Source organism: Mesorhizobium sp. M4B.F.Ca.ET.214.01.1.1, from assembly GCF_004791545.1.
GTDB lineage: Bacteria > Pseudomonadota > Alphaproteobacteria > Rhizobiales > Rhizobiaceae > Mesorhizobium > Mesorhizobium abyssinicae.
Genome location: NZ_SRUX01000022.1, coordinates 39,781 through 61,381 on the forward strand (window position 1 = coordinate 39,781; position 21,601 = coordinate 61,381).

15 protein-coding genes and 4 pseudogenes are annotated in these 21,601 nt (G+C 59.7%); 10 read left to right on the forward strand and 9 right to left on the reverse strand.

Translation table 11 applies throughout. From position 1 onward, the window contains the following. The first annotated feature begins 94 nt into the window (after positions 1 to 94). The 3 genes from EN857_RS30995 (at position 95) to EN857_RS31005 (ending at position 5,517) form a co-directional block, all read left to right on the forward strand. On the forward strand, positions 95 to 1,405 hold the full coding sequence (locus tag EN857_RS30995; protein WP_187331504.1) for a hypothetical protein: 1,311 nt from the start codon (positions 95 to 97) through the stop codon (positions 1,403 to 1,405). Positions 1,406 to 1,479: 74 nt separating this feature from the next. Next, positions 1,480 to 1,776 carry a hypothetical protein gene (locus EN857_RS31000; protein ID WP_127391447.1) on the forward strand — a complete coding sequence of 99 codons (297 nt, stop codon included), beginning with the start codon at positions 1,480 to 1,482 and terminating at the stop codon, positions 1,774 to 1,776. Positions 1,777 to 2,121: 345 nt separating this feature from the next. Beyond that, positions 2,122 to 5,517 carry an adenylate/guanylate cyclase domain-containing protein gene (locus EN857_RS31005; RefSeq protein ID WP_135859564.1) on the forward strand — a complete coding sequence of 1,132 codons (3,396 nt, stop codon included), beginning with the start codon at positions 2,122 to 2,124 and terminating at the stop codon, positions 5,515 to 5,517. Between the two features lie 457 nt (positions 5,518 to 5,974). On the opposite strand, the gene EN857_RS31010 is transcribed toward EN857_RS31005, so the two are convergent. The 3 genes from EN857_RS31010 to EN857_RS36380 are packed head-to-tail and all read right to left on the reverse strand — an operon-like array spanning position 5,975 to position 7,502. Further along, positions 5,975 to 6,586: a class I SAM-dependent methyltransferase gene (locus EN857_RS31010; RefSeq protein ID WP_187331505.1), complete on the reverse strand. Its 612-nt coding sequence runs from the start codon at positions 6,584 to 6,586 to the stop codon at positions 5,975 to 5,977. Further along, positions 6,526 to 7,113, reverse strand: a complete 588-nt coding sequence (locus tag EN857_RS36375; protein ID WP_187331506.1) for a hypothetical protein — start codon at positions 7,111 to 7,113, stop codon at positions 6,526 to 6,528. Before EN857_RS36375 ends, EN857_RS31010 begins: the two co-directional genes overlap by 61 nt. Beyond that, entirely contained in the window at positions 7,086 to 7,502 is a 417-nt protein-coding gene (locus EN857_RS36380; protein WP_187331507.1) for a hypothetical protein, read from the reverse strand. The genes EN857_RS36375 and EN857_RS36380 overlap by 28 nt, the downstream gene beginning before the upstream one ends. 467 nt (positions 7,503 to 7,969) lie before the next feature. Between EN857_RS36380 and EN857_RS31020 the strand changes: the two genes are divergently transcribed. After that, positions 7,970 to 9,715, forward strand: a complete 1,746-nt coding sequence (locus EN857_RS31020) for an adenylate/guanylate cyclase domain-containing protein (RefSeq protein ID WP_127391444.1) — start codon at positions 7,970 to 7,972, stop codon at positions 9,713 to 9,715. 381 nt (positions 9,716 to 10,096) lie between these two features. Beyond that, positions 10,097 to 10,551: pseudogene (locus tag EN857_RS31025) on the forward strand (MucR family transcriptional regulator). Between the two features lie 343 nt (positions 10,552 to 10,894). Here the strand turns inward: EN857_RS31025 and EN857_RS31030 are convergent. Both EN857_RS31030 and EN857_RS31035 read right to left on the reverse strand, forming a co-directional pair. Next, entirely contained in the window at positions 10,895 to 11,107 is a 213-nt protein-coding gene (locus EN857_RS31030; RefSeq protein ID WP_127391443.1) for a hypothetical protein, read from the reverse strand. Between the two features lie 41 nt (positions 11,108 to 11,148). Next, positions 11,149 to 11,391: a hypothetical protein gene (locus tag EN857_RS31035; protein ID WP_127391442.1), complete on the reverse strand. Its 243-nt coding sequence runs from the start codon at positions 11,389 to 11,391 to the stop codon at positions 11,149 to 11,151. 681 nt (positions 11,392 to 12,072) lie between these two features. On the opposite strand from EN857_RS31035, the gene EN857_RS31040 reads away from it, so the two are divergent. Continuing rightward, positions 12,073 to 12,981 carry a LysR family transcriptional regulator gene (locus tag EN857_RS31040; protein WP_127391441.1) on the forward strand — a complete coding sequence of 303 codons (909 nt, stop codon included), beginning with the start codon at positions 12,073 to 12,075 and terminating at the stop codon, positions 12,979 to 12,981. A 287-nt stretch (positions 12,982 to 13,268) separates the two neighbouring features. Here the strand turns inward: EN857_RS31040 and EN857_RS31045 are convergent. Further along, positions 13,269 to 13,496: pseudogene (locus EN857_RS31045) on the reverse strand (NAD(P)-dependent oxidoreductase); the annotation flags it as partial. A gap of 37 nt (positions 13,497 to 13,533) precedes the next feature. Between EN857_RS31045 and EN857_RS31050 the strand changes: the two are divergent. Then, positions 13,534 to 14,448 carry an NAD(P)-binding domain-containing protein gene (locus tag EN857_RS31050; protein WP_187331508.1) on the forward strand — a complete coding sequence of 305 codons (915 nt, stop codon included), beginning with the start codon at positions 13,534 to 13,536 and terminating at the stop codon, positions 14,446 to 14,448. 263 nt (positions 14,449 to 14,711) lie between these two features. Here EN857_RS31050 and EN857_RS31055 read toward each other — a convergent pair whose 3' ends face one another. Beyond that, a complete protein-coding gene (locus tag EN857_RS31055) occupies positions 14,712 to 16,040 on the reverse strand; it encodes a (Fe-S)-binding protein (protein ID WP_127394068.1) in 1,329 nt (442 codons plus the stop codon). Positions 16,041 to 16,373: 333 nt separating this feature from the next. On the opposite strand from EN857_RS31055, the pseudogene EN857_RS31060 reads away from it, so the two are divergent. From EN857_RS31060 to EN857_RS31070, 3 genes and pseudogenes are all read left to right on the forward strand, one after another. Then, positions 16,374 to 17,019, forward strand: a pseudogene (locus EN857_RS31060) (IS1 family transposase); the annotation flags it as partial. A 601-nt stretch (positions 17,020 to 17,620) separates the two neighbouring features. Next, on the forward strand, positions 17,621 to 17,911 hold the full coding sequence (locus tag EN857_RS31065) for a hypothetical protein (RefSeq protein WP_127394197.1): 291 nt from the start codon (positions 17,621 to 17,623) through the stop codon (positions 17,909 to 17,911). A 458-nt stretch (positions 17,912 to 18,369) separates the two neighbouring features. Next, complete coding sequence (locus EN857_RS31070) at positions 18,370 to 18,606, forward strand: hypothetical protein (protein ID WP_127394198.1); 237 nt, start codon at positions 18,370 to 18,372, stop codon at positions 18,604 to 18,606. Between the two features lie 1,316 nt (positions 18,607 to 19,922). Here EN857_RS31070 and EN857_RS34970 read toward each other — a convergent pair. Together EN857_RS34970 and EN857_RS31075 are read right to left on the reverse strand one after the other, a co-directional pair. Next, positions 19,923 to 20,087, reverse strand: coding sequence for a hypothetical protein (locus EN857_RS34970; RefSeq protein WP_187331509.1), 165 nt, complete (start codon positions 20,085 to 20,087; stop codon positions 19,923 to 19,925). Positions 20,088 to 21,416: 1,329 nt separating this feature from the next. Further along, positions 21,417 to 21,601, reverse strand: a pseudogene (locus EN857_RS31075) (hypothetical protein); the annotation flags it as partial.

The following is a 21,601-nucleotide window of genomic DNA, read 5'->3' on the forward strand; positions in this document are numbered from 1 at the left end:
CAACGGGTACAGACTCGCAATTGACGCCGCGGAATGGCCTATCGAACCGACAGGCCGGAGCCGGTCGGCGGCCATCATAGCTCTGGCCATTGCCTTGTTTGCGGCAGGACTCCTCTGGGGCTTTAATCATCGCGTCGATGGGAGTGGCGCCGGGGCAGCTCTGCCCTCCGTTGCGGTGCTGCCATTTGGGATGATCGGTGGTGATGCGGACCAGCAGCGGCTGGCTGACGGCCTGACCGAGGACATCATCACTGACCTTGCCCGATTTCCAGAATTTCGGGTGATAGCTAGCAATACGACCACAGCCTACAAGGAGAAGACGTCTAACACGAAAGAAGTGGGGGCGGCCCTCAATGCTGCCTTCAATGTCGAGGGCTCGATCCAGCGCCAGGACGATCGCGTGCGCATCACGGCGCAACTTGTTGAAACTGCGACCGGCAAGCACATCTGGTCGGACCGGTGGGATCGGCCCGAAAACGACTTTTTCGCGATTCAGACCGAGATCGCGGAGCAGGTCTCGAACCGGCTCGGCGGTGGCGCAGGCCTGATTCAAGAGGCGGGCCGCCGGGAGGCGCATCGCAAGCCGCCAGCGAACCTCAACGCCTCCGAGCTCTATCTTCTCGGCACCGAGCGGCTCGAGCGGATCAATCGCGACGATCTGGAAGAGGCGATCCGGCTTCTCACACGGTCGCTGGAGGTTGATCCCTCTCTCGCCCGGGCTTGGATCGAGCTTTCGCACGCCCACAAGGTCCTTGCCGGCTTCGGGGTGGAGCCCCTGCGGAACCGAAAGCAGGCTGCCGATGCTGCGATGCGCGCGGTCACGCTCGACCCGGGTGACGCAGAGGCGCATGTGGTCCGCGCGATTACCCTGGCCGAGAGCGCCGATCTGGCGAAGGCGAAGGCGGAGTTCGACACGGCCCTCAGCATGGCGCCGAACGAGTTCGAGATCCTGACCTTCTACGTTACCTGGGCGGCCATGTTCGGCGAGCCCGAACGCGGAGCCGAATTGGCCGACAGGGCGATCAGCCTGAACCCGAACTTCCCGATGTGGAGCACCCGTCCGCTCAACGTCACCTACTTCTGGGCCGGCCGTTACGAGGACGCCCTGCGCATGACGGACCGGCTCGGCCCTGACAATTACGATCGCTGGGTGGGGACGTTTCGAGCTGCCGCGCTTGCGGCTCTGGGCCGGACGGATGAGGCGCGGACGCTTGTCGCGTTCACCCTCCAGAAGTATCCGGACTTGAGCATAGAGGGAATAATCGCCAACCTCCCCTTCACCGAGGTACAGCGGAACCGGCTGATCGAAACGATGAGCCTCGCCGGCTTTCCACGCTGTGCCAAATCTGAGGACCTCGCCAAACTTGAGCAACCGGTCCGGTTGCTCGGATGCAAGTCGCCGTAGACGGCAAGCGACAGACTGCATGATCGAGTGGGGCGCATTCTGTTCGCACGAAGGCACCGTAAGGAGGTATCGCCATGATTATCCGCATTTATCGCGGCACGGTCTTTGCTGGAAAGCAGCGTCTCTGGCAGGAGCGTGTTGAGTCACTTTCTATTCCCTGGCTGAGGAAGCAGGCGGGCCTCATCGCCTTTTACCCCGGTAAGCCACCTGCGGAGAGTACGGGCAGGACGTTCTGCATGGTGATGGTCTGGGATGGCCTGGAGTCGGTGAAGGCTGCTATCGGGCCAGACTGGAATAACGCGATTTATCATGGCGATGAAGCCGAGTTGATCGAGTCTGCTCAAGTCGAGCACTTCGAGCTCTTTCCGTAGGCTGCCGAGTGCAGGGCAACAATTGGCCGAAACCGGACCGTCAGGTCTCGACTGTCATTGCTTCAATAGCGGCCCTTCTGCAGTCGACGCGATTCCGGCAAGAGCGATCTGCTTAGTCGATGGCGGCTTTTGATCCTCGCGCGACGTTTCCGCTGCGCAGCGGATGGCCGACTTGGGTCATCAGTTCCGGTTCCGGAAGGACATTCTTGCCCCGCCACTTCCAGACATTTCTGGTCCTATTAAGGGGACCTTCAGCCGAGGCCGAATCGACTCTTCTCGGACCCGTTTTCACGCATCCATGATGGGCTTTTGGTGTATTATTGTGTTTTCATACAGGAGGGGGACGTGGACGTCGCCACCTGGCTTCGCGATATCGGCCTGGGACAATACGAGAAGGCCTTTCGCGACAACGATATTAGTGGAGAGGTTCTTGCCCACCTGAGGGCCGAGGATCTGACGGGACTCGGCGTGACCTCCGTCGGTCACCGGCGCAAGCTGCTCGATGCGATTGCCTCATTGGCCCTGGTTTCGAGGTCGGCGCCCATTGGCGCATCCGCATCGCTGAAGACGGCGCTGCCTTTATCTGCCCCGACAGAGGCAGAGCGGCGGCAGCTCACGGTGATGTTCGTCGACCTCGTCGGGTCGACCGAGCTAAGCCGACAGCTCGACCCCGAAGAACTGCGGGCGGTGATGCGGCGTTACCGAAGCGCGGTAACCGATGAAGTTGACCGTTTCGGAGGGCACGTCGCCAAGTTCTTGGGCGATGGCATTCTTGCATATTTCGGCTGGCCGAAGGCACAGGAGGACGCGGCTGAACGGGCGGTCAAGGCTGCCCTTCGCATTGTGGCAGCAGCCGGTGGAATCAAGACGCAAGAGGTTCCTCACCTTCGTGCACGCGTCGGTATTGCCACAGGGTTGGTGGTCATCGGAAGCCTAGGGGAAGGGGAAGCAGAGCACCCGGACGAGATCGTCGGGGAGACGCCGAACCTCGCGGCACGGCTGCAGCAGGCGGCAGGGCCGGACCGGGTTGTGATTTCCGAAACCACCCGGCACCTCGTCGGGGGGATTTTCGACCTGGAGGACCTGGGAAGGCAGCCGATCAAGGGGATCGGCCCCTCGGTAGCCCTCTGGCGGGTCCACGGCATCGGGCGCAGTGAAAGTCGGTTCGAGGGACTTCACGGCACGATACTCACGCCGTTCGTCGGCCGAGGCCGCGAGATTGATCTGCTGCTCGAGCGCTGGGGGCGGGTCAGGCGAACGATGGGCCAGGTTGTCCTCCTAACTGGGGAACCCGGGATCGGAAAATCGAGACTGGTGCGCTTCTTCGGGGATCGAGTGAGAGGGGACCGGCTCCAGGCAATCCATTTCGACGCCTCGCCATACTACGCGAACTCGGCGCTACGGCCCGTCATCTCGGAAATCCGGCGCTCTGCGGAGTTTGCAAACATTGACCCGGACGAAACACAGTTCAGGAAGCTCGAGCTTCTTCTGGGAAGGGCTTTGGCCGATACCACCGGCGCCATCCCTGTCATCGCCGATCTGCTCGGCGTTCGAACCGGCGAGCAGCATTCGTTACGTGATCTGACCCCTCAGCAGAGGAAGGCCATAACGTTTGCAGCGCTGCTGAACTGGGTTGAGGGGCTCGCGACGCGGCATCCGCTGCTCATGGTCATCGAGGACGCACAATGGCTCGACCCGACAACGCTGGAATTGGTCGATCGGATCAACGATCGGATCGCCCAATTGCCCGTGCTGCTGCTCGTCACTTTTCGGCCGGAGTTCAAGCCGACCTGGAGCGGCGCACACGTTGACTGGATCGTGCTCGAACGGCTCGATCCGATTGAGGCAGCCGCAGTAGCCGAGGCCGTTGCGGGCAAGCGTCTTCCGCAGGAAGTCTTGAACGAGATCGTCGCGCACACCGACGGCGTTCCGCTGTTCATCGAGGAATTGACCAAGGCGATGCGCGATCTCAACGTCCTTGTCGACGCAGGAGATCATTTCGACCTTTTGGGATCTCTGCCTGCAGTCACGGTTCCCGTGACACTTCAGGACGCGCTGATGGCTCGGCTCGACAGCCTGCCGCCCTCCGCAAGGCATGCCGCGCAAGTCGGTGCCGTGATTGGGCGGGAGTTCGATCGTACGCTGCTGGCGAGCGTGAGCGACATGCCTGCCGGTGAATTGGAGACGGCGCTCTCGGAACTGATCGGAGCCGAGCTAATCTTGAGCGGCGGCACCCCGGCCAGCCCGGCAAATATCTTCAAGCACGCTCTCATTCAGGACGCCGCCTACGAATCGCTCCTCAAAAGGCGCCGCCGGGAACTGCACGGCGCGATTGCCGACGCGCTGGTCAACAGATTCAAGGACACGGCCACAGCTCATCCCGAACTCGTCGCCGGCCACTACGGCAGGGCCGGGCTCGTCGAACAGGCAGTGCCATATTATCAGGCTGCGGCACGCACGGCGATCATGCGCTCGGCGACAAGAGAAGCGTTGGGTCAGCTCAATAACGGTCTCTCGCTTCTCGAAACGCTGCCGGAAGGCTTGGAGCGCAACCAACTTGAACTCGGGCTCCGCCTTGCGCTCGGCGATGCGCTCCGGGCGGCTAGAGGCACGGCGGCAGTCGAAACGGGCACCGCTTATGCTCGCGCCCGATTCTTGGCAGGGCAAACGGGAGCGGAGCACGAGAACCTCCGGGCCTGCTATGGCGAGTTTCTCTGTTACTACAATCGCGCGGAGCTCGATCGCGCGCGCGAAGTCGAAAACCAGCTGATGCGCGCGGCGGCGCGCGCATACGGCGAGGGTGGCCCAATCGGAGCGGACGCCGCCGGATTCGTTGCCCTTTGGATGGGCGATTTTGCCACCGCACGCTCTTTCCTGGAACAGCGGGTCTCGACAAGAGCACCTGACCTGGACCCTCTGCTCGGTGCGGACATCGCCGACGCCGGACCGAACCTATACCTTGCCCGGACGCTACTCATTCTGGGCTACCCCGAGCAGGGGTACCGGCGGTGTCGGCAGGGTCTGGAAACTGCGGAGAATACGCGCCAGCCCTTCGCGATCGCGTTGGCTCTCGCCAACACGTGCGTCTACTACCAGTTGTGCAAAGACTGGCTCGCCCTTCGGCGCGACAGCGAGCGCCTGATTGCTCTCGCGTCCGAAAAGTCCATGCCTGCAATGTTGAATAAGGGACGGGGCTTTCGAGCTGCCGCACTCATCGCTGAAGGAAATGGAACCGAAGGCCTCGAGACCCTCAAATCCTGCTACGAGCACGACGTGAACGCCGATTACCTGGTGATGATGCCGTACTACGGGTCTATTCTGGCTGAGGCTTACCTTAGTAGTGGCAACGTCGAAGATGCGCGACGCGTGCTCGACGACGCGTTCGAGCGTGCGACTTCGACCGGCGAGCGTTGGTTTGATGCCGAGCTGTACCGACCGAAAGGGGAGTTTGCTTTGCGCGAGCCTGGTCGCGACGGCGACTTGGCGGCAGAATCTTTCGGCAAATCGGTAGAAACTGCCGGGGCGCAGGCCGCCAAATGGTGGGAGTTACGAACTTCGACGCGACTCGCACGGCTGTGGGCGGAGCGAGGCGCCCGGGAGAAAGCCCACGATTTTCTGACAAACGTTCGCGACTGGTTCACCGAGGGTTTTGAAACTGCCGACGTCAGAGAGGCCGAGGCACTGCTCAGCGAGCTGGAGCGTGCTACGCTATTTGGCTCGCCCTCGGCTCGGCGTGAATAGCCGTGGCCGTTTGTTGGTGGAAGGGGCAGCGCGTTCAAAGGGCGCTGTCGCGCCAATTGCAGTCATTCCAGTCTTTCACAATCGAGAGAAAACGAATTGCCCAGATTTGCTTCTGCGTGAAGCGGTCGCTTGGTGCCGTACCTTCTTTCCCACGTTCCAAGCTACGCGCTCGCGCCTATCTAGCATCATCGAATTGAGAATGGCCCATGTGAGTTCTCCTCGGCTGGGATTGGCCGAAGTACAAAGGTGCAGGGCATTCGCCGCTTGGGGGCGATAAGCGGACTGGCGGCTTTTGGCGTCGGAAGAACGATAGCGGACGCAACTGTCAGAAGGACTGGTGCCTTCGCCTGACCACCCCGGACGTTGAGTTGACCCCAGGCAACAGTTGGAAACTGGTGCCGAAAACGGTCCTTTGGTTGCCGCTATCTAATGAAGATTCCGGAATGGGGACTTCAAATCAGCAGCGTCCGAGGATATCGACCTTGATGGGTTGGTCGAAGACGAGCGAACCCTCACTATTGAGGTGCGCCGCTGCAAGTACCTCCGCTATTAGGGCCGATTTGTCTTTCTCCACAATGTCGCGTCGCGATAGATCGACAGCTACGACGCGATCCAAAAAGTCTTCCACTGTTCGAAAGACTTCTCGACGAACATAGTTCAGCGTGGTCATCCGGATGAGCATTCCAGAGAGTATGGCTGTTTCGATTGCGCGTTGCGCCGCTTGCCGGACAACGGTCTCGTCTTCGATCAAGAGAAGGACGGAGAAGAAGTTGCCGGTGGGCAACGGCTCGATGATGATCACAACGCCGTCTGGCCTAACAACACGGCCAGCTTCGCGAAGCGCTGCCGCATCGCCATTTCGGGAACGTGGTGGAGCACGGATCATCACGGCAATGTCGAATGTCGCCTCGTCAAAAGGAAGCGCCTCGGCAACACCTTTGAGGAAGCTGACCTGCGGAACAGCGGCGGTGGCAGCCCGTATAGCGTCCACTCCCGGATCGATAGCGGTTACATATGCGCCCTCAGCAGCAAGTTGCCTCGCAAAACTGCCGGTGCCGCAACGTTGCACTGCTCGTTCCCTTGACCGGCGCCCGCGGCCAGGCCAGCGGCCCGTTCGTCTGCTTCCTCCTGAGGTCGAGTCACTTTTGTTGCGATGTGGCTCACCAGATGGTCCGACTCCTCTGCAACGGCCGGAATGGTGCCTGATTTGCGCGTTACCGCAAAGTCGAGGCCGGCGAAATAGAGCCCGGGAATGGTGCCCATACCGTCCTCGTGCTTCGGCTGGCCGGCCTCATCGAGGACCCCGGGAATCTTCACCCATGAAAAGTCGCCCGAGAATCCGGTGCACCAGATGATCGAAGAGATGCCGCTTGCGGCCAAGTCGGTCGATCGGATCGGCGGGCTCGGCACGCTCGACGCAACCGTTTCAGCAGGATCATCCTCAGCCGGCGGCGCATCGATGCCGGCGCGCTCGATGTACTCGTCGATCACCCGCTTCGCGTAGGCCGAGGCTTCGTCTGCGAACCGCATGTGGTCGTCGACGTCGTCACCGAAGGCCAGGCTGCCATTCACGATGCCATTGAAACGGCCGAGCAATACGACCCCTTGGGCGCTAAGGACTGCAAGCTGATTGTGTGGGTCGCGCCGAGCAGCGGGCGCGGCGGCGGCCTGCCGCCGTTTTCCAGTATGAGCTCACGGCGCGGCACGTCGGCAAAGCCGGAGATGGTGAGCCAGTTGAACGAGTCGCCACCCCGGTAGCGGCGCATTAGGCGGCCAGTGCGGCTCGTCGCCAGAAACACCCGACGTCCGGCTTGCACCAGATCCTCGGCAATCTGGCCACCCGATTGACCACTCTCGACGACTAGCACGGCGCCCTCAACAAGCTCGGCCGGGTTGCGGTAGGCAGAGGAATCGACCTGGCGAACTATGGTCGGCAGGTCTGACCACCATGCTGGCCGGGCCTGGCAGGAAATAGCTGACGCCAAGGCCGGCCGAGCCAGCGCCTATGACGACCGCATCAAGAATCCCCCTCATGTGCCCCCGCCAAAATCGTGCCGCCGATAACGACTGCGTGTGAGGGCGAACGACACCAGGCTCACCCTGCAAAGGCAGCAGCATACTGCAAACTGCTGTTTCCGGGAATTCCAAAGGACGAAAGCCACCCCGAATCCAAGCCCCCGAACCACCGTCGACTGTATCGACTGTCAGTCTCTTCTGATTACGAATATCGTCTGCCAACGGCTGAAACCGGTCACTTCACGGGTGCGGTGCCAATGGCTGATCTGAAGCGCAAGGCCGACGTTCGGCAGACTGGAGCGCTTCTGATCCTGTCGTGGCGGGAAAGCATCGGTTGGTTGATCGTCCAGGCTCACCGGAGGAACAGCGACACTTATGGACTTGTCTGCACGCCGTGACTATCCTGATGCAGCAGTCACGATCGTTCTGGTGACGGATGGCCAAACATAGCGCGCCGCGACGCCTCGCCGCGATAATGAGCGCGGACGTCGTAGGGTATTCGCGCCTGATGGGGCTCGACGAAGTGGGGACTCTCAAAGCGCTGAAGCAGCGGCGCAGCGAAGTCCTGGCACCTCTCATCGCCAAATACCATGGGCGTCTCGTAAAGGTGATGGGCGATGGGGTGCTGGTGGAGTTCGCAAGCGCGGTGAACGCCTCTCAATGCGCGCTTGATCTGCAGCACGAAACAGCGAAGGCCAATGGGCCACTGCCTGAGCCCAAGCGCATCACCTTGCGCATTGGGGTCAACCTCGGTGACGTTATCGTCGAGGGGAGCGATATCTATGGCGACGGTGTCAATGTTGCGGTGCGGCTCGAAACCGTCGCGGAGCCTGGCGAAGTGTGCATTTCCGCGAGCGTGTTCGACCAGGTAAAGCGCAAGCTCGACGCCGCCTTTGACGATTTGGGAGAGCAAGCACTAAAGAATATTGCCGAGCCCGTGCGCGTGTATCGTCTGCGGCCGCTGCCGGGCGGTCATATCGAAAGTGTCATCGAAGCGACCCCGCCGAGGCTTCCCGCCAAGCCTTCTTTGGCGGTTCTTCCGTTCACCAACATGAGCGGCGATCGCGAGCAGGACGTCTTCGCGGATGGGCTGACTGAAGACCTAATCACCGACCTGTCTAGAAATGAGGGGTTGTTCGTCATCGCGCGACACTCCACGTTTGCTTACAAAGCCAAGGCGATAGACGTCCGCCAGATCGCCCGCGAGCTTGGCGTCCGTTATGTGTTGGAAGGCAGTGCGCGCCGCCTCGACGGACGTGTTCGGATTAACGTCCAGCTTATCGACGCGACCGGCGGCGATCACCTCTGGGCTGAGCGGTTCGACCGCAGCGTCGAAGACATATTCTCGGTGCAGGACGAGGTAACGGGCAAAATTGTCGAGGCCCTTGTCGGCCGACTTACCACGTTGCCTGCGCGCAGCCGCCCGAAAAATCTCGAGGCCTATGAGCTCTGCTTGCGAGCGCGTCCACTCATCGCCCACCTTGCCGGATCCGCCGAAGCAATCCGCGAGTGCGAGATCCTGCTGAGAGAAGCGGTCACGATCGAGCCGGATTATGCTGAAGCCATGCGCTGGCTGGCCTTCACGCTTTGGTCGTATTGGGCTCACAGCATAGGCTCGCCGGAAACTAAGAGGCTAGAGTCGATCGAGTTTGCGCTTCGTTCCGTAGAACTCGATCCGAACGACGCTGGCAATCACTGGGTGGTTGGCTACCTGCAGGCCTATGAGCGTCGTTGGGCAGAGTCGGAAGCCGCTTTCGCCGCCGCTCTGGCGCTCGATCCCAACCACGCGGATACCCTTGTTATGAGTGCCGAAATGCTGATGTGGGACGGCCGTATCGTTGAGGCCAGGGACATGATCCTCAGGGCTTTTCGGCTTAATCCGCACCCAGCCGGCTGGTATTTCTGGATCTTGGGAATGGTCCACTACGCTGCCGGCCGATATGATGCGGCAATCGACACCCTGCGCAATGAGGCGACCTATCGCTCGGGATCAAGGAAGGTGCTTGCAGCCGCGCTTGCACTGGTGGATCGCGACCGCGAAGCTCGTCGAGAGGCGAACATCTTTATAGCCAATAACCCCCAGTTTTCCCTAGGACGGTGGGCTGCCTCCCAGCCGGCGCGCCATTTGGTCGTGGTCCAATACTTCGTCGAGGGGATGCGCAAGGCCGGGCTGCCTGACTGACAAGTGTGCCGGTCGTAAATACGCCAACGGCGGCTCTCGGCGAACCACGACGTCTAGCGAGGTCGCCGGTTATGTCCGCTTTGAGGCATTGGCGAAGCTGACTTCAACGGCCGACATGAGGCGCGAAGCTGCCATCCAGAACGCCCAAATACCGAATGTCCCACTTTGTCCATAAGCACCCGCAATTCAGCCTGATGCGCGACGCAGAAAGTTCGAAAAGCTTCCAGGAACCCCAGCGAATTAGACGCACTCTGGCGAGTTTCGCCTCAGCGAAATCCATCTCACAGCTTCGCTGGTGGGATTTATCTCGGCATCGCTCAAAATTGCGGTACTAGGACAGATGCGTGAGGCGTGCTTTATCCCTATTTTAGGAGCGAATACTTGAGCGATCAGAACGAAGCCCAAACGGCCGATCTCGTCGGGCTGACTGCAGACATTGTTTCTGCCTATGTCAGCCAAAATCCACTACCCGTTGCTGGGTTGCCAGATCTCATCGCGTCGATTCATTCGTCACTGACAGGCCTTGGCCAGCCGAGCGTGACTGAGTTGCCGAGTCAGGAGCCAGCCACAAATCCCAGAAGGTCGGTAACGCCGACTACATCGTCTGCCTGGAAGACGGGAAGAAGTTCAAATCGCTGAAACGGCATCTCGCTGTACACTACGGGCTCACTCCGGACGAATATCGCGAGAAATGGGGATTGAAGCCGGATTACCCGATGGTTGCGCCGAACTACGCGGCTCAAAGATCGACGCTCGCAAAGGCGGCGGGGCTCGGACGCAAACCGCAGCCCACCCTAGCCAAGAAAGCTCCTGCCCAGCGCAAACCTAAGGGTTAATGCGGCGAGCTTCTGGAGCGTCCCATCTCGGACGCTCCTTTTTTGTTTTTCGCCCGAAACGATTGACCGGCACGTGCCGGGACGCGCACTACCTTATCCTAGGGCGTCCTTCGACATTTGCGTTCTCGACAGAGCGTCGCCGATAGCAGAACAATGCTTCCGCCATAGTGGCGCGCAAGGCGCGCTGAGCAATCGTCTGGCGGAAGATCAGGCACGCGCCTTCGTAGCTGCTATAGACGTTCGCCGCTGTCGCAGCGGCGGCATAACGCCGCTCGCCTCACGAGCCGATGCGGCGCAATGTCCTTGATGATCAGGAGGATCACTTCCCCCGGCAAGCAACGACCTACTGGAAATTGAAATACAGTGCCGGCGGGTACTGCGACCCGTCGGTGGCCGGCACACTTGCCTGCGCCGCGGGCTTGACCCCGCCTGTGGCCATGTTGTCCAGCGGCGGCTTGGCCTGCTCGGCCTTGGCGGCAACTTCCTGCGTCACCGGGACTTTCGTCTGGGCCTCCGCCGTCTGCGACAGGGCAAGCACGACGAACAGCCCTGACATAACGAATTTCCTGACGGTTTTGCTCTCCTGGCTCTGTGGCCTCATGGCTTGAAACCAGTCGCGTCGAGCATGGCGACCTGGTTGCCGTCGATGTAGAAGCGGATCGCGTGCGCCTCGTTGTCGACGTCTATGCGCGTCGGTTGCGCGGCCAGCGCCGCCGGGGCGGTCCTGGCATATTTCGAGGGAAAATCCCCAGCCGGTGCGTAGTGGAAGAGTAACGCCAATGCGATGCATCCGGCGGTAAATACAAGGAAGGTAAGTCTGGAAGAGGTGGTCGACGTCATCTAGTCGTTCCTTCAGGTTGAAGTGGCATCTACGTTTCGGTTGCTCCAGAAATCGAAACATGACATTTGGCGTAACCAAGCTCTGTTCAAGGACCTTATGCCATATGACCACAGCTAGAAGGCGGCAGCGGTCGGCGGGCGAAAAAGTGATGGTACTCTCGGCGCGCATACGCGCGACCCGCGCACTAACGCCCAACAGGAATTCCGAACAAGAGATTTCAAATGTCGGGTTTTTCTTTACTAGCGAATCTTTATTGCCGCACCAAAGAGCCGCAGCTTTTATGCTCGCCGACATCGGCTAGACAACTTTCATCGATGCTAACCTTGGAGGTCACACTACATTGGCTAGTATAACCTGGGTATCCCGATCACACGGTCACGTCGCCGCATTGTTCGGAGGCTATCGCCGATACATTTGCAGGGCAACAATACCGAGAGAGGCTAAGCTTACAATTTATATGTAACGCATGGTTGTTCCTTTTTATTTGATAAGTTACTGGAAGAGATGGAACAAATCTATTGCCCAACCTTTCATTGATTCTGAATGATCGATGTCGCTTGAAGGTATTTCTTCACTCATATGTCGACAGGTTTAATTATGTCGATGACGGTGCTGCTGTCTTGTGCTATGTTTCGTTCAGCCTGCTGCAAGAATTGCAGCGGTGGTGCCGGAGGCTGCCGATGCGTTACCTGAACTCCGCTCACTATATCGATGTGGTGGCCAAGACCGGTTCGATCCGCGCCGCCGCAGAATTGCTCGCCATAACCTCGACGGCGCTCAACCGGCGTATATTGGCGATGGAGGCCGAACTCGGCGTTGCGATTTTCGAGCGACTGCCTCACGGCGTGCGATTGTCCAGCGCCGGCGAACTTCTAGTGCAGCACATGCGCAACCAGTTATCCGATATGGAGCACGTGAAATCGCAGATTGCAGACCTTGCTGGCGCCCGGCGTGGCCATGTGGCGGTCGCCTGCAGCCAAGCGCTATTGCCCTACCATTTGCCGATGCAGATCTCACTCTACCGCAAGGAACATCCGAATGTGACCTTCGGAGTGCACCTGCGCGACCGGGAGGAGGCCGAGCGTGCCTTGGTCGATCACACGGCCGACATCGCCATCGTCTACGAGCCAACCCGGCTGGCTGCTTTCATGACGCTGATGCGGGTGCACCAGCCGGTGCATGCGGTTATGCGGCCCGATCATCCGCTGGCTTCTCACGAGACGGTGCGCTTGCGCGCTTGCCTCGACTATCCAATCGCGCTTCCCACATCAAGTTACGGCGTGCGCTACCTGCTCGACATCGGGGCGCAATCGTCATCGCTGCAGCTGGAGCCGGTGATTCAATCGGACAGCTTCGAATTCCTGCGCAACCACGCTATCTCGGAGGATATCATCACCTTCCATTTCCCAATTGGCCTGTCCCACCAGACGATGACCGGTGATATGATCTCCCGGCCGCTCGACCCGCGCGACGTGCCCGCTGGCATGCTCTATGTCGGCCAACTCAAGGGCCGCACCCTGCCGGTGGCCGCTGCCCGTTTTGCTGACCAGCTTTCCGACTCGCTGGCGCAGCAGTATGACGTGTCGTGATGGCACCTGCCACTCAGCTTGATGACTGGATTAAGGCTGTCGGGGTAAGCGTTGCCGGTGTATGCGCACCCGTCAGGTGCGCAGCGACACCGTCCGGGCCACGCTTCACCTACTTTCGACGTCCTCTTCGGGGCCGAGAGAAGACCGGCGGGTTCGGACTGCGAATCCTCGAGAGCTGACATTCAGGTTAGGTGGTATCGTCGAGACGTGGCCCGATGCCGAAACATGGAAGCAGGTGGCCACAATCGAGAGAGGAGGGGGTTGGGCATTCACGCAGCCTCCTGGAATCACACGTCGCTGAGCAAGGGCGCACTCCTGCGCTGCTTGGCTTGCGGGTTGACGATATCGGCATGTCCTTCGCCGCTCATCATCGCCCAGAGGTTCTTGGCCGCATGCCAGCCGATGGCCTGAGTTCCTTCAGTCGTCCAGGCCGCGACATGCGGCGTGCACAAGACGTTGGGTAGCGAAAACAGCGGATCGTCGGTCTTCGGCGGCTCCTGGTCGAACACGTCGAGCGCCGCACCAGCGGACTGCCAGCATCAGAGCGACCGCGTGCTCGCTGACCGTGAAGATCTGAAAATCGCACAGGCCCGAATCAGGGCGCGCAATGTTGTTATTGCGACCGGTCCGTTTCAACATCCGATTGTTCCGGGATACAGCCACGCAGTACCAGCCTCGATCTGTCAGATAGATGCGACTTGCTACCGAAACCCTCAACAGCTGCCGCCGGGGACTGTTCTTGTGGTAGGCAGTGGCAACTCGGGCTGCCAGATTGCAGATGAACTGTTGCGCAGTGGCCGACAAGTGTTTCTTGCTGTCAGCCGACACAGCAGAGTGCCTCGGCGTTATCGTGGTCAAGATCTTATCTGGTGGTACGAAAAGTTGGGCCGCTTCGACGTGACCATCGACTCGTTCCCCAATAGGAGGCATCCGCCGTCGGTAATCTTGACCGGCATGGACGGGGGCTATGATCTTGATCCGCGTCGGTTAGGCGTTGAGGGTGCTACTTTGCTTGGGCGATTGGTTGGGATTGCCGATGGTACAGCAATGTTTGCCGATGACGCTATGGAAACGCTTGCGGCTGCCGACAAAAGCTATGCCGGCTTTTTGGAGGCCGCAGACCATCTGGCCGCTACGGATGCGATGCAGTCGGAACTGGACCAGCAGGACCGCTCGCTGCCACCCCTGACTCTCCAGGTCGAGAGTATGCGCGCCTTGAAATTGAGTCAGGAGAACGTCCGCACGATCATCTGGGCGAGCGGATACGGCTATAACTACGGCTGGGTGAATCTGAAGATCATCGATGCTAACGGCGCTCCTGTCCAACAGCGCGGCGTCACCGCTTGTCAGGGAGTCTATTTTCTTGGGCTTCACTGGATGCAAACGTTCCGGTCGGCCGTCCTGTCCTTTGTCGGGCGTGACGCGGCTTACATCGCCGATCACATTGAGAGCTTGGCGCCGATTTAGATGATGAGCGACAGCCTGAGCAGGGAGTCGGACCAAACTGGTATCTGGGGCGTGGTCTCGTAGTTTGAGGCGCCAAGCTGCCGTCCACATGCTCCTAAACCCGAATCTGCTGTCTCGCTTTATCCATAAGCACTCGCAGTTCCGGCTGAGGCAGCGACCCAGAAAGTTCGAAGAGCTTTCCATGAACCCCAGGGGGTTCCGCTAGTGGAACTAAAAGCGACCGAATTTGCTGCTCCGCCACGGCACTCGCGCCTCGCTCGCTATCACCCCCTCAGTGGAAGCGGCTGGTCTCCAAGCAGCACCCTGACCACGACGTCACGAGCATCATTGGGATCAAGGGAGTGCCTTGCGATCAGGTCGCTGCATTCGGTGACGATCTGATCGGCGTCGTGCATGAGCTTGAGCTGCTTGTAGCGATCGTGGTGATGCAACCCCATGCTTTCACCAATCACTTCAAGGATATTGATGATGCGGAATGGCCAATCGCGCTCGTGAGCACACAGTTCGCGATGATCGGAATGATAAACCGCAACCAGCGCATCAACACCCGCGTCACGCGCCGCTTCAAGTTCTCTCAGCTGCAACTCACGCTTGAACTTAGGAAGCACACCGACATGCACGCTCTGCAGACCCACCGCCGGCTGATGCAGTTCCACAAGCTCAATGCCGGGGACCATCTTTAGGATTTCGGTGGCAGCCTCCACCACGCCGGCTACGCCAGGATGCTTGTGAAGCGCGACGCGAATGTCGACCCTGTGCTGCAGGTGCGGCCTCAACTGCGCCAGCCGGTCGCGGAGGAATCGCATAAACGGCTTCATCTCGAATGGGCGGGAGCCGCGCTGTCGTTCCACCGTTGGCAGGATGTTTTCTGTGAACTGGACGTAGCAAGTCGGACACCAGGTGATCACCTGTCCCAACCTGGAGTGCGACAACTTCTCCATCGAGCTGGACCCCATGCGACCGGTCATCTCGGCGTCGCCGGCCTTGAGTTGCGAAATGCCGCAACAATGGCTGGGACCGCCCATAACCTGGTAACTGATGCTGAGTTCGTCCATGATATCGAGGGCAAGCAAGGCAATGTGTGGCGTCTTGAGCACATTGCAGCCGGTGTAGAACACAAAGTCCGCCGGCTCGGTGGGCATGGATACTGACGCTGATTTTTGACCCAGCCGTTCCAGGACCTCCGTATCGAGTTGCAAACGCGACAGCATCGTTACACCGCGGCTGACCTCACGGTATCTCTCCACGCCTTGCCGGCGTCGTTCAGCAAGCTCCTTGTCAGCCTTCGCGACGCTAAGGCGTGCCATGGTAAGGAGAAAGCGTGGATTGACGCCGTAGTCGCACGCCTTGATGCATTCTCCGCTGAGCATGCAGGAGGCTGCCCATTCGCGCGACGTCTCCGGACCGTTACCGGTGCGGACAAGATCGAGGATACCACCGATGAGGTCTTCGGACTTCGCCTCCGGGATGCCGGCGGGCACCACGCTTGGGCAAACCTCAACGCACTTGCCGCATCGCGTGCAGGCATCAAGCATATCCTGGACGCGTTCGCCCAGAACCGTCTCGAAGGATGTCTCGTCCACCGGGAGCATCGCGGACTCCGAGCCTGCCTAAGAATGCGCCGTACGCGCGCATTGGCAGCTCGGAAATTAACATAGAAATCGGCAATCTTGAAGGACGAGGCTTTCGTACGCCGCGATGACTAAACTGCGTGAAGCGAGATCCGCGGCCTGTGAATTCGGCTGTTCGCGCTTTGACATCACATCCAGTACCTTCGCGAGCTGCCTCTCCCGGTGTCTCGGCCCTCACAACTCGCCATGTAGTAACCGTCTCACCCGTCATTTGTTCAACAAAATACTCTGGCATCGGGGGCGTTCCCTAGGCTGACTGGGATTCCAACTTCTGACGAAGCTGCCCTCGACCATGAAGCAGCCGGTCGAGGCGCTGGCGACGTGTGGACCTGGACCGCGCTGGATAGCGACAGCAAGCTTATCGTGTCGTGGCTGGTCGGCGGCCGTGACGGCGAATATGCGCTGGCCTTCATGGATGACGTGAAGGACCGTCTTGCCAACCGCGTCCAGCTTACGACCGATGGCCACCGCGCCTATCTCAACGCCATCGAGGAAGCCTTTGGGGCCGACATCGATTACGCCATGCTGGTGAAGCAGTACGGCGAGCCGGAAAGCAACAAGTCGCCAGAGCGCCGCTATAGCCCGGCTGTCTGCACTGGCGCGGTCACGACGCGCGTCGAAGGCAATCCCGATCCGGAGCATGTCAGCACGTCGCATATCGAGCGCGCCAATCTCACCATGCGCATGGCGAACCGCCGCTTCACGCGACTTACCAATGCCTTCTCAAAGAAGTTCGAAAACCACGTCCACATGGTCGCGATCTACACCGTCTGGTACAATCAAAATGCACAAGACGCTGAAAATGACGCCGGCAATGGCCGCTGGCGTGTCCAAGACGCTCTGGTCGATGGAAGACCTTTGCGAGAAGATGGACGCAGTTGCGCCGAAGCCCGGCAAGCGGGGCCCTTACAAAAAGTCAGTGGCCGAAATTTCAAACTGAGACACTACCAAATTGTCTGCAAGCGCTCAATGAGGGCGCCAGCCCATCGTTGACCAAGTTAGGGCGTGAAATGGCCGGCGCAGTCGGGCGCTCGTTGCTAGATCTATCGCACCGCGCCGGCCTTTGCGGGAAAGGAAGAAGCCCCAAACCCCGCTACGACTAATTTATTCGAACATTAGAGTTCACTCAATTAGGACCGAGTGCCCTGGTCACTCGGCCTAAAGAGCGTTTCTTGACTGCTGCACCCGTCCTGTCCCGTTCCACCGGATTGAACTCGACTTCCTTCCCGGTGCTTCCCTTCAATGGCTTACGTTGCCTTGTGCGGCACCAGCGGCGTCTTCCTCGTGAACTCTAACGCGCGGCGCGAGATGCTTTCCATGCGCCGAGTCGCGCCATCAACGCCGGAAAGTAGGCGTAAGGCAGGGCCTTTCGTGATGTTCTTGGCGACGGAACGTTGGTCCGACTGCACGTTGAAAGCGCTTTTTCGGGAATAAAAGGACAGGGCGCGGCGTTGAAGAGGTTAAGGGACGCCCGTCCCTGCCGGGCAACTAAAGGTAGCGCATCGGTCGGGACGTTGAACTCCAAACAAATGGAGACCGGGATGCGAACACTTATCATCATTGCAGCGTTTTCGCTGCTCGCCGGCCCTGCGTCGGCAGCCGATCACCTTTTTACCGCCACGGAGGCAGGCGGTTTGACGACCGACAGCCAGCCGTTCCGAAACGGCATAAACAACACGGCTCCGACAGGCGAGGACGTGCCTGGCGGGGGTAGTCCGCTGTCGGGTGATGACCATACCGTCCCGGCCACCGACACCCAGACAGGTGCGGCGACCAAGGACATGCCGGCGGCCACGCAGGACAAGACGGCTCCATCAGCCAACGCCCGCTGACAATCGCGTCGCTTCGTGACAGGCGTTGGCGCGGCAGCTCTCGCCCGTCCGGCTGATATCAAATTTTGATGCTGGACGGGCACGCGGTCCGTCAGAAGCGATGGAGCGCAAATCGGACGGCCACGGCAGTCGCGGGGGCTATGGCCTCGGCGGGAGATTGAGCGCGCTGGTTTGCCAGTAGAACTTCCATTCACCGGTTCGGAGCTTCGAAAAGATTTTGCAGACGCGACCCTTCCAGGGAAAATCAGCGCCAGTCGTTTTGTTTCGTCAAAGGGTATCGATGTCGACCACGGCGAACGCCGCGTCCTCTGTTGGGGCAACTTCGATTTTCGCGTCGCGCATTCACCTCGCTAGTTAATATTGATGAGCCCAAGTCATCCAACCGATGGATGGAAGCATCTTATGCCAGTGCTATATTGAGCGTGAGGGCGGCAACCCGGTTTTGCTTGGGGTTAATTATGAGCAAGACTCTTATTGCTGTAACCGCAATCGCGATCAGCATCGGCTATGCCGATGCCAAGGATCGCAGGGTACAAACTGCGACCCTCCTGCACACCAACGTGATGAACCACGCGGTTTGCAACGGATCAAGCTCCCTCTTCGAAGTCCTCGGCGGCATGTGTTTACTCGTCAAGGGCTCGACGATCTATGGCGACTTCGCAGACCTTTCCCAGATTAACGCTGTGGGCTGGTAGCCGGAGCAATCCGGAAGCGCGCAATTGAACTGCCATGGAGGGGTGGGTTGTGCGGCAGATTGCTATCCGACTGGCCGCCGAGATCGGGACGGCGATCGGCAACGCTTTCCGTTTCACGGGCTTCGGCGCCTGCGCTACTTGTTCACTGGCGGCCATGGCCGCGTCCGAGCAAGGAGCTGGCCATCGGCGGCTACTCCGTGCGGCTAACCATTCGGCTTTTCAGGGCCTTGCATTGGGCTACCATGACGCTCATCGTGTAAGAATGCTGGGCAGGGGGCTCACCCCGCCTTATGACCAGCTAGGCCCGGTCCAAGGCATCTCCCGTCACGAGATCCGAAGCCGGGCCGCCCTTTAGAATGGACAAGTCTCTGACAATCGCGCTCTTCATCGCGACCGCAAACTGGCGGTTCGCGGCATGCATTCTATAGCGCACACGAACGTAACGGTTCGCAGCCAGAACTGTCATTTGCGTACAAAATCAATGACTGAGATTCTTCGCGACCACCCTTCGAAAGTCGACACCTGAAATCAATTGGTCTGGCAATCTTCAACCCCTGATGGGACAGAAACGCATTATGATATGTGTTGTGGATAGTGACAGTTCGTTCACTATGAACCGGCCTTCTCATTGAAGGCGCCCATCGAGCGCCTAATGTGATCCACAACGCCGTTGTCGCTTGGGGCGGCCCCCCGAGCTGGCGACCGACAGTTCAGTTCCCGCCAGTCTGCGTTGATCACCGGCTTGTCCGTGATCGGAAAATGATTTGGAATCCGACAATCTCATTTTGCCCCGATGCTGCCGAACGTTTGCCACAGATGCCACCGGACGCGCCACCCGAGCGAGTTTGACCTGAAGCCGACCTTGACTTGGTGGCTACGTCTTATTCGATTGTTTCATGGTCAGCTGGCGATGCTGTCTTACGCGGAACGCAATGGTTACGAGTTCGATCGACCGGAATGCGGGCAATGCTTTGGCCCGGGCTACAACCCGAGGCGCATTCGTGACAAGGCGATCCGGGACCGTTGAGCCTCCCGATGCAGGGCGAGGGGTACATCATATAGACGAAATTTCCTTATCCGGGTGTTCGGTGGCTGATGAAACCGACAAGCCGAATGAGCATCGCGCATCGCGTATCATCGCGGGCTACATGACCGGCATCTCTAACAAAGGAGAGTTGATGGAGCTCTCCCGCAGCTTTGAGCCGTGAGAGCGTCCAAAGGTGCCGCGCTGCTGGGCGCCGCCGTGCTGTTATCGTTCCGTTCAGAAAGCCAGACCTAACTTCCCGGAGTTGCCTGTTGAGCAACGCGGCCGGCCTTCACTCTGATAGTCCTGCCTTGAGGTCGACCGCCATGTTCTCGTGCACGGCTCCGGCGGCGGCAACTCGGTCCCAATTCTCACGGCGGGACGGTAATGCGAAAGCCAGCCGAAGCATCGCATTGAAGTCGTCCTGCGCGCGGGTGGCCTCATCGAAGCGGCGCAAGACCCATGCCTCGCTGCGTCCTGCAGCAGGCCAGCCAACATCCCGCTGGCAAATGCCCCAATATTGTCAGCGTCTGAAGGCAGAACCTTCGGAAGGAGCTCGTCTTTCACGCTCTCAGACACGCGGCTCGCAGCCATCGCATAACCTCGGGAGTCCGGTCGTTCCACGTCTTGCGCAAAGGTGATGATAATTTCGAGCGGCGTTACCTCGACGGGGGCCGCGGCTGCATCCGCTAGCGGGCAGTCACATCGGTTGGCTCAAGCGGATCAAACACTCTGCGCATCGGCGCCAAGGAGTGTTCGTCCATAATCATCACTGAACGATTCATGCCTGTTGATCTACCCACCCAACTGCTCGCGAAACGCAGTCCCGGCAGGTTCATCAAAATGTGCAGATGCCGAAGCGAGCCGCTCGGCCGCCTGCTCTCGCCAAGGCGCCGCAAAATGCGCCCAGTGCCCAAGGAGCGAGGTCCAGCGAGCGGAGTCCTGGCCGGCTGCCTCGATCAGTCGCTCGATAGCATCATGTGCTTTAGCTAAGCCCGGCCTCGTGACGGGCTCCGGTGGGTCACCGGAATAATCTCGCCATAGCGGCATGGCTGATGGACTAGAGATGCCGTGATTGGTGGGCGCCAGCGCAAGAGCAACTCCCAACCCACACGATTGCACCGTTTAAGAATCAGATCGATCGCCGATCTTCAGCGGTTGCACAAGTCTGGGGATGCCATTGGACGCGAGCAGGAACCAAACGTAACGCAACGAGGCGAGCTTCCATACCGATCCTGAACGACGAATAGCTCCGTTGATGGCAGCCGCTAGCGGTGCCAACTCTGCCTCGAAGGCGTCATAGCCAACAGCCCCGAGGGTTTGGAGGATCTTCCTGTCGACGGGATTATCGTCCCGCCGCGAGCATGGCGGTCAAAAGTGCCAAGCTAAGCGGCGAATCTGCCCACTTGGGGGCGCTTGCTGGGGCTCGCTGACATCAACCCGCGCAGTACGGGCAAGCTGCGGCCGAAGGCGACGCGAACTTGTGTGCCTTTTGCGGTTCCAATCCGATATCTTCCAAGTTCGCGCTCGCTACCATAGCGCCAAGGCCGGGGAAGGCCGACAATCTTCCTTGGAAGGCCCACCTCCGATCCGAAGGCCACATAAACGTTGTGACCTTGCTCGCCGTTCTGGCCATCATCCTCGCCTGGCCCGGCTGTCGGGTCTGCGTCGGAAGGGATCGACCGCGCCAACGCCACTCATTCTAGCGAAGCGACCACAGCAACCAGGCTCCTAAACCATTGGCACGTGCAATAGTCGTCGCCCGGGCCAGGGAATACGCTCAGTCTTACTCAACGAGTCGAATGGAGGTGGTCGCCGGAATGTCTTTCATTCCCAGACTCGAGCAGTCCTGGTTGATGTTGGAATTGCCGGACCACTGGATGGTGTCGGCCACCACCTGCGTGCAGCCGTTCTTACCGGAGAAATTGCCTAGATAGTTGACCTGCTGCTTGGGAAAATAAATCGCTCCCG

What these genes read in the sequence shown, in the direction of transcription:
- EN857_RS31055 (WP_127394068.1), bottom strand. Translation starts at nt 16,040, where the DNA reads ATGCTCCCGGTGGACGAGACATCCTTCGAGACGGTTCTGGGCGAACGC.
- EN857_RS31070 (WP_127394198.1), top strand. Translation starts at nt 18,370, where the DNA reads ATGAGCAAGACTCTTATTGCTGTAACCGCAATCGCGATCAGCATCGGC.
- EN857_RS31040 (WP_127391441.1), top strand. Translation starts at nt 12,073, where the DNA reads ATGCGTTACCTGAACTCCGCTCACTATATCGATGTGGTGGCCAAGACC.
- EN857_RS31020 (WP_127391444.1), top strand. Translation starts at nt 7,970, where the DNA reads ATGGCCAAACATAGCGCGCCGCGACGCCTCGCCGCGATAATGAGCGCG.
- EN857_RS31000 (WP_127391447.1), top strand. Translation starts at nt 1,480, where the DNA reads ATGATTATCCGCATTTATCGCGGCACGGTCTTTGCTGGAAAGCAGCGT.
- EN857_RS31065 (WP_127394197.1), top strand. Translation starts at nt 17,621, where the DNA reads ATGCGAACACTTATCATCATTGCAGCGTTTTCGCTGCTCGCCGGCCCT.
- EN857_RS31030 (WP_127391443.1), bottom strand. Translation starts at nt 11,107, where the DNA reads ATGTCAGGGCTGTTCGTCGTGCTTGCCCTGTCGCAGACGGCGGAGGCC.
- EN857_RS31035 (WP_127391442.1), bottom strand. Translation starts at nt 11,391, where the DNA reads ATGACGTCGACCACCTCTTCCAGACTTACCTTCCTTGTATTTACCGCC.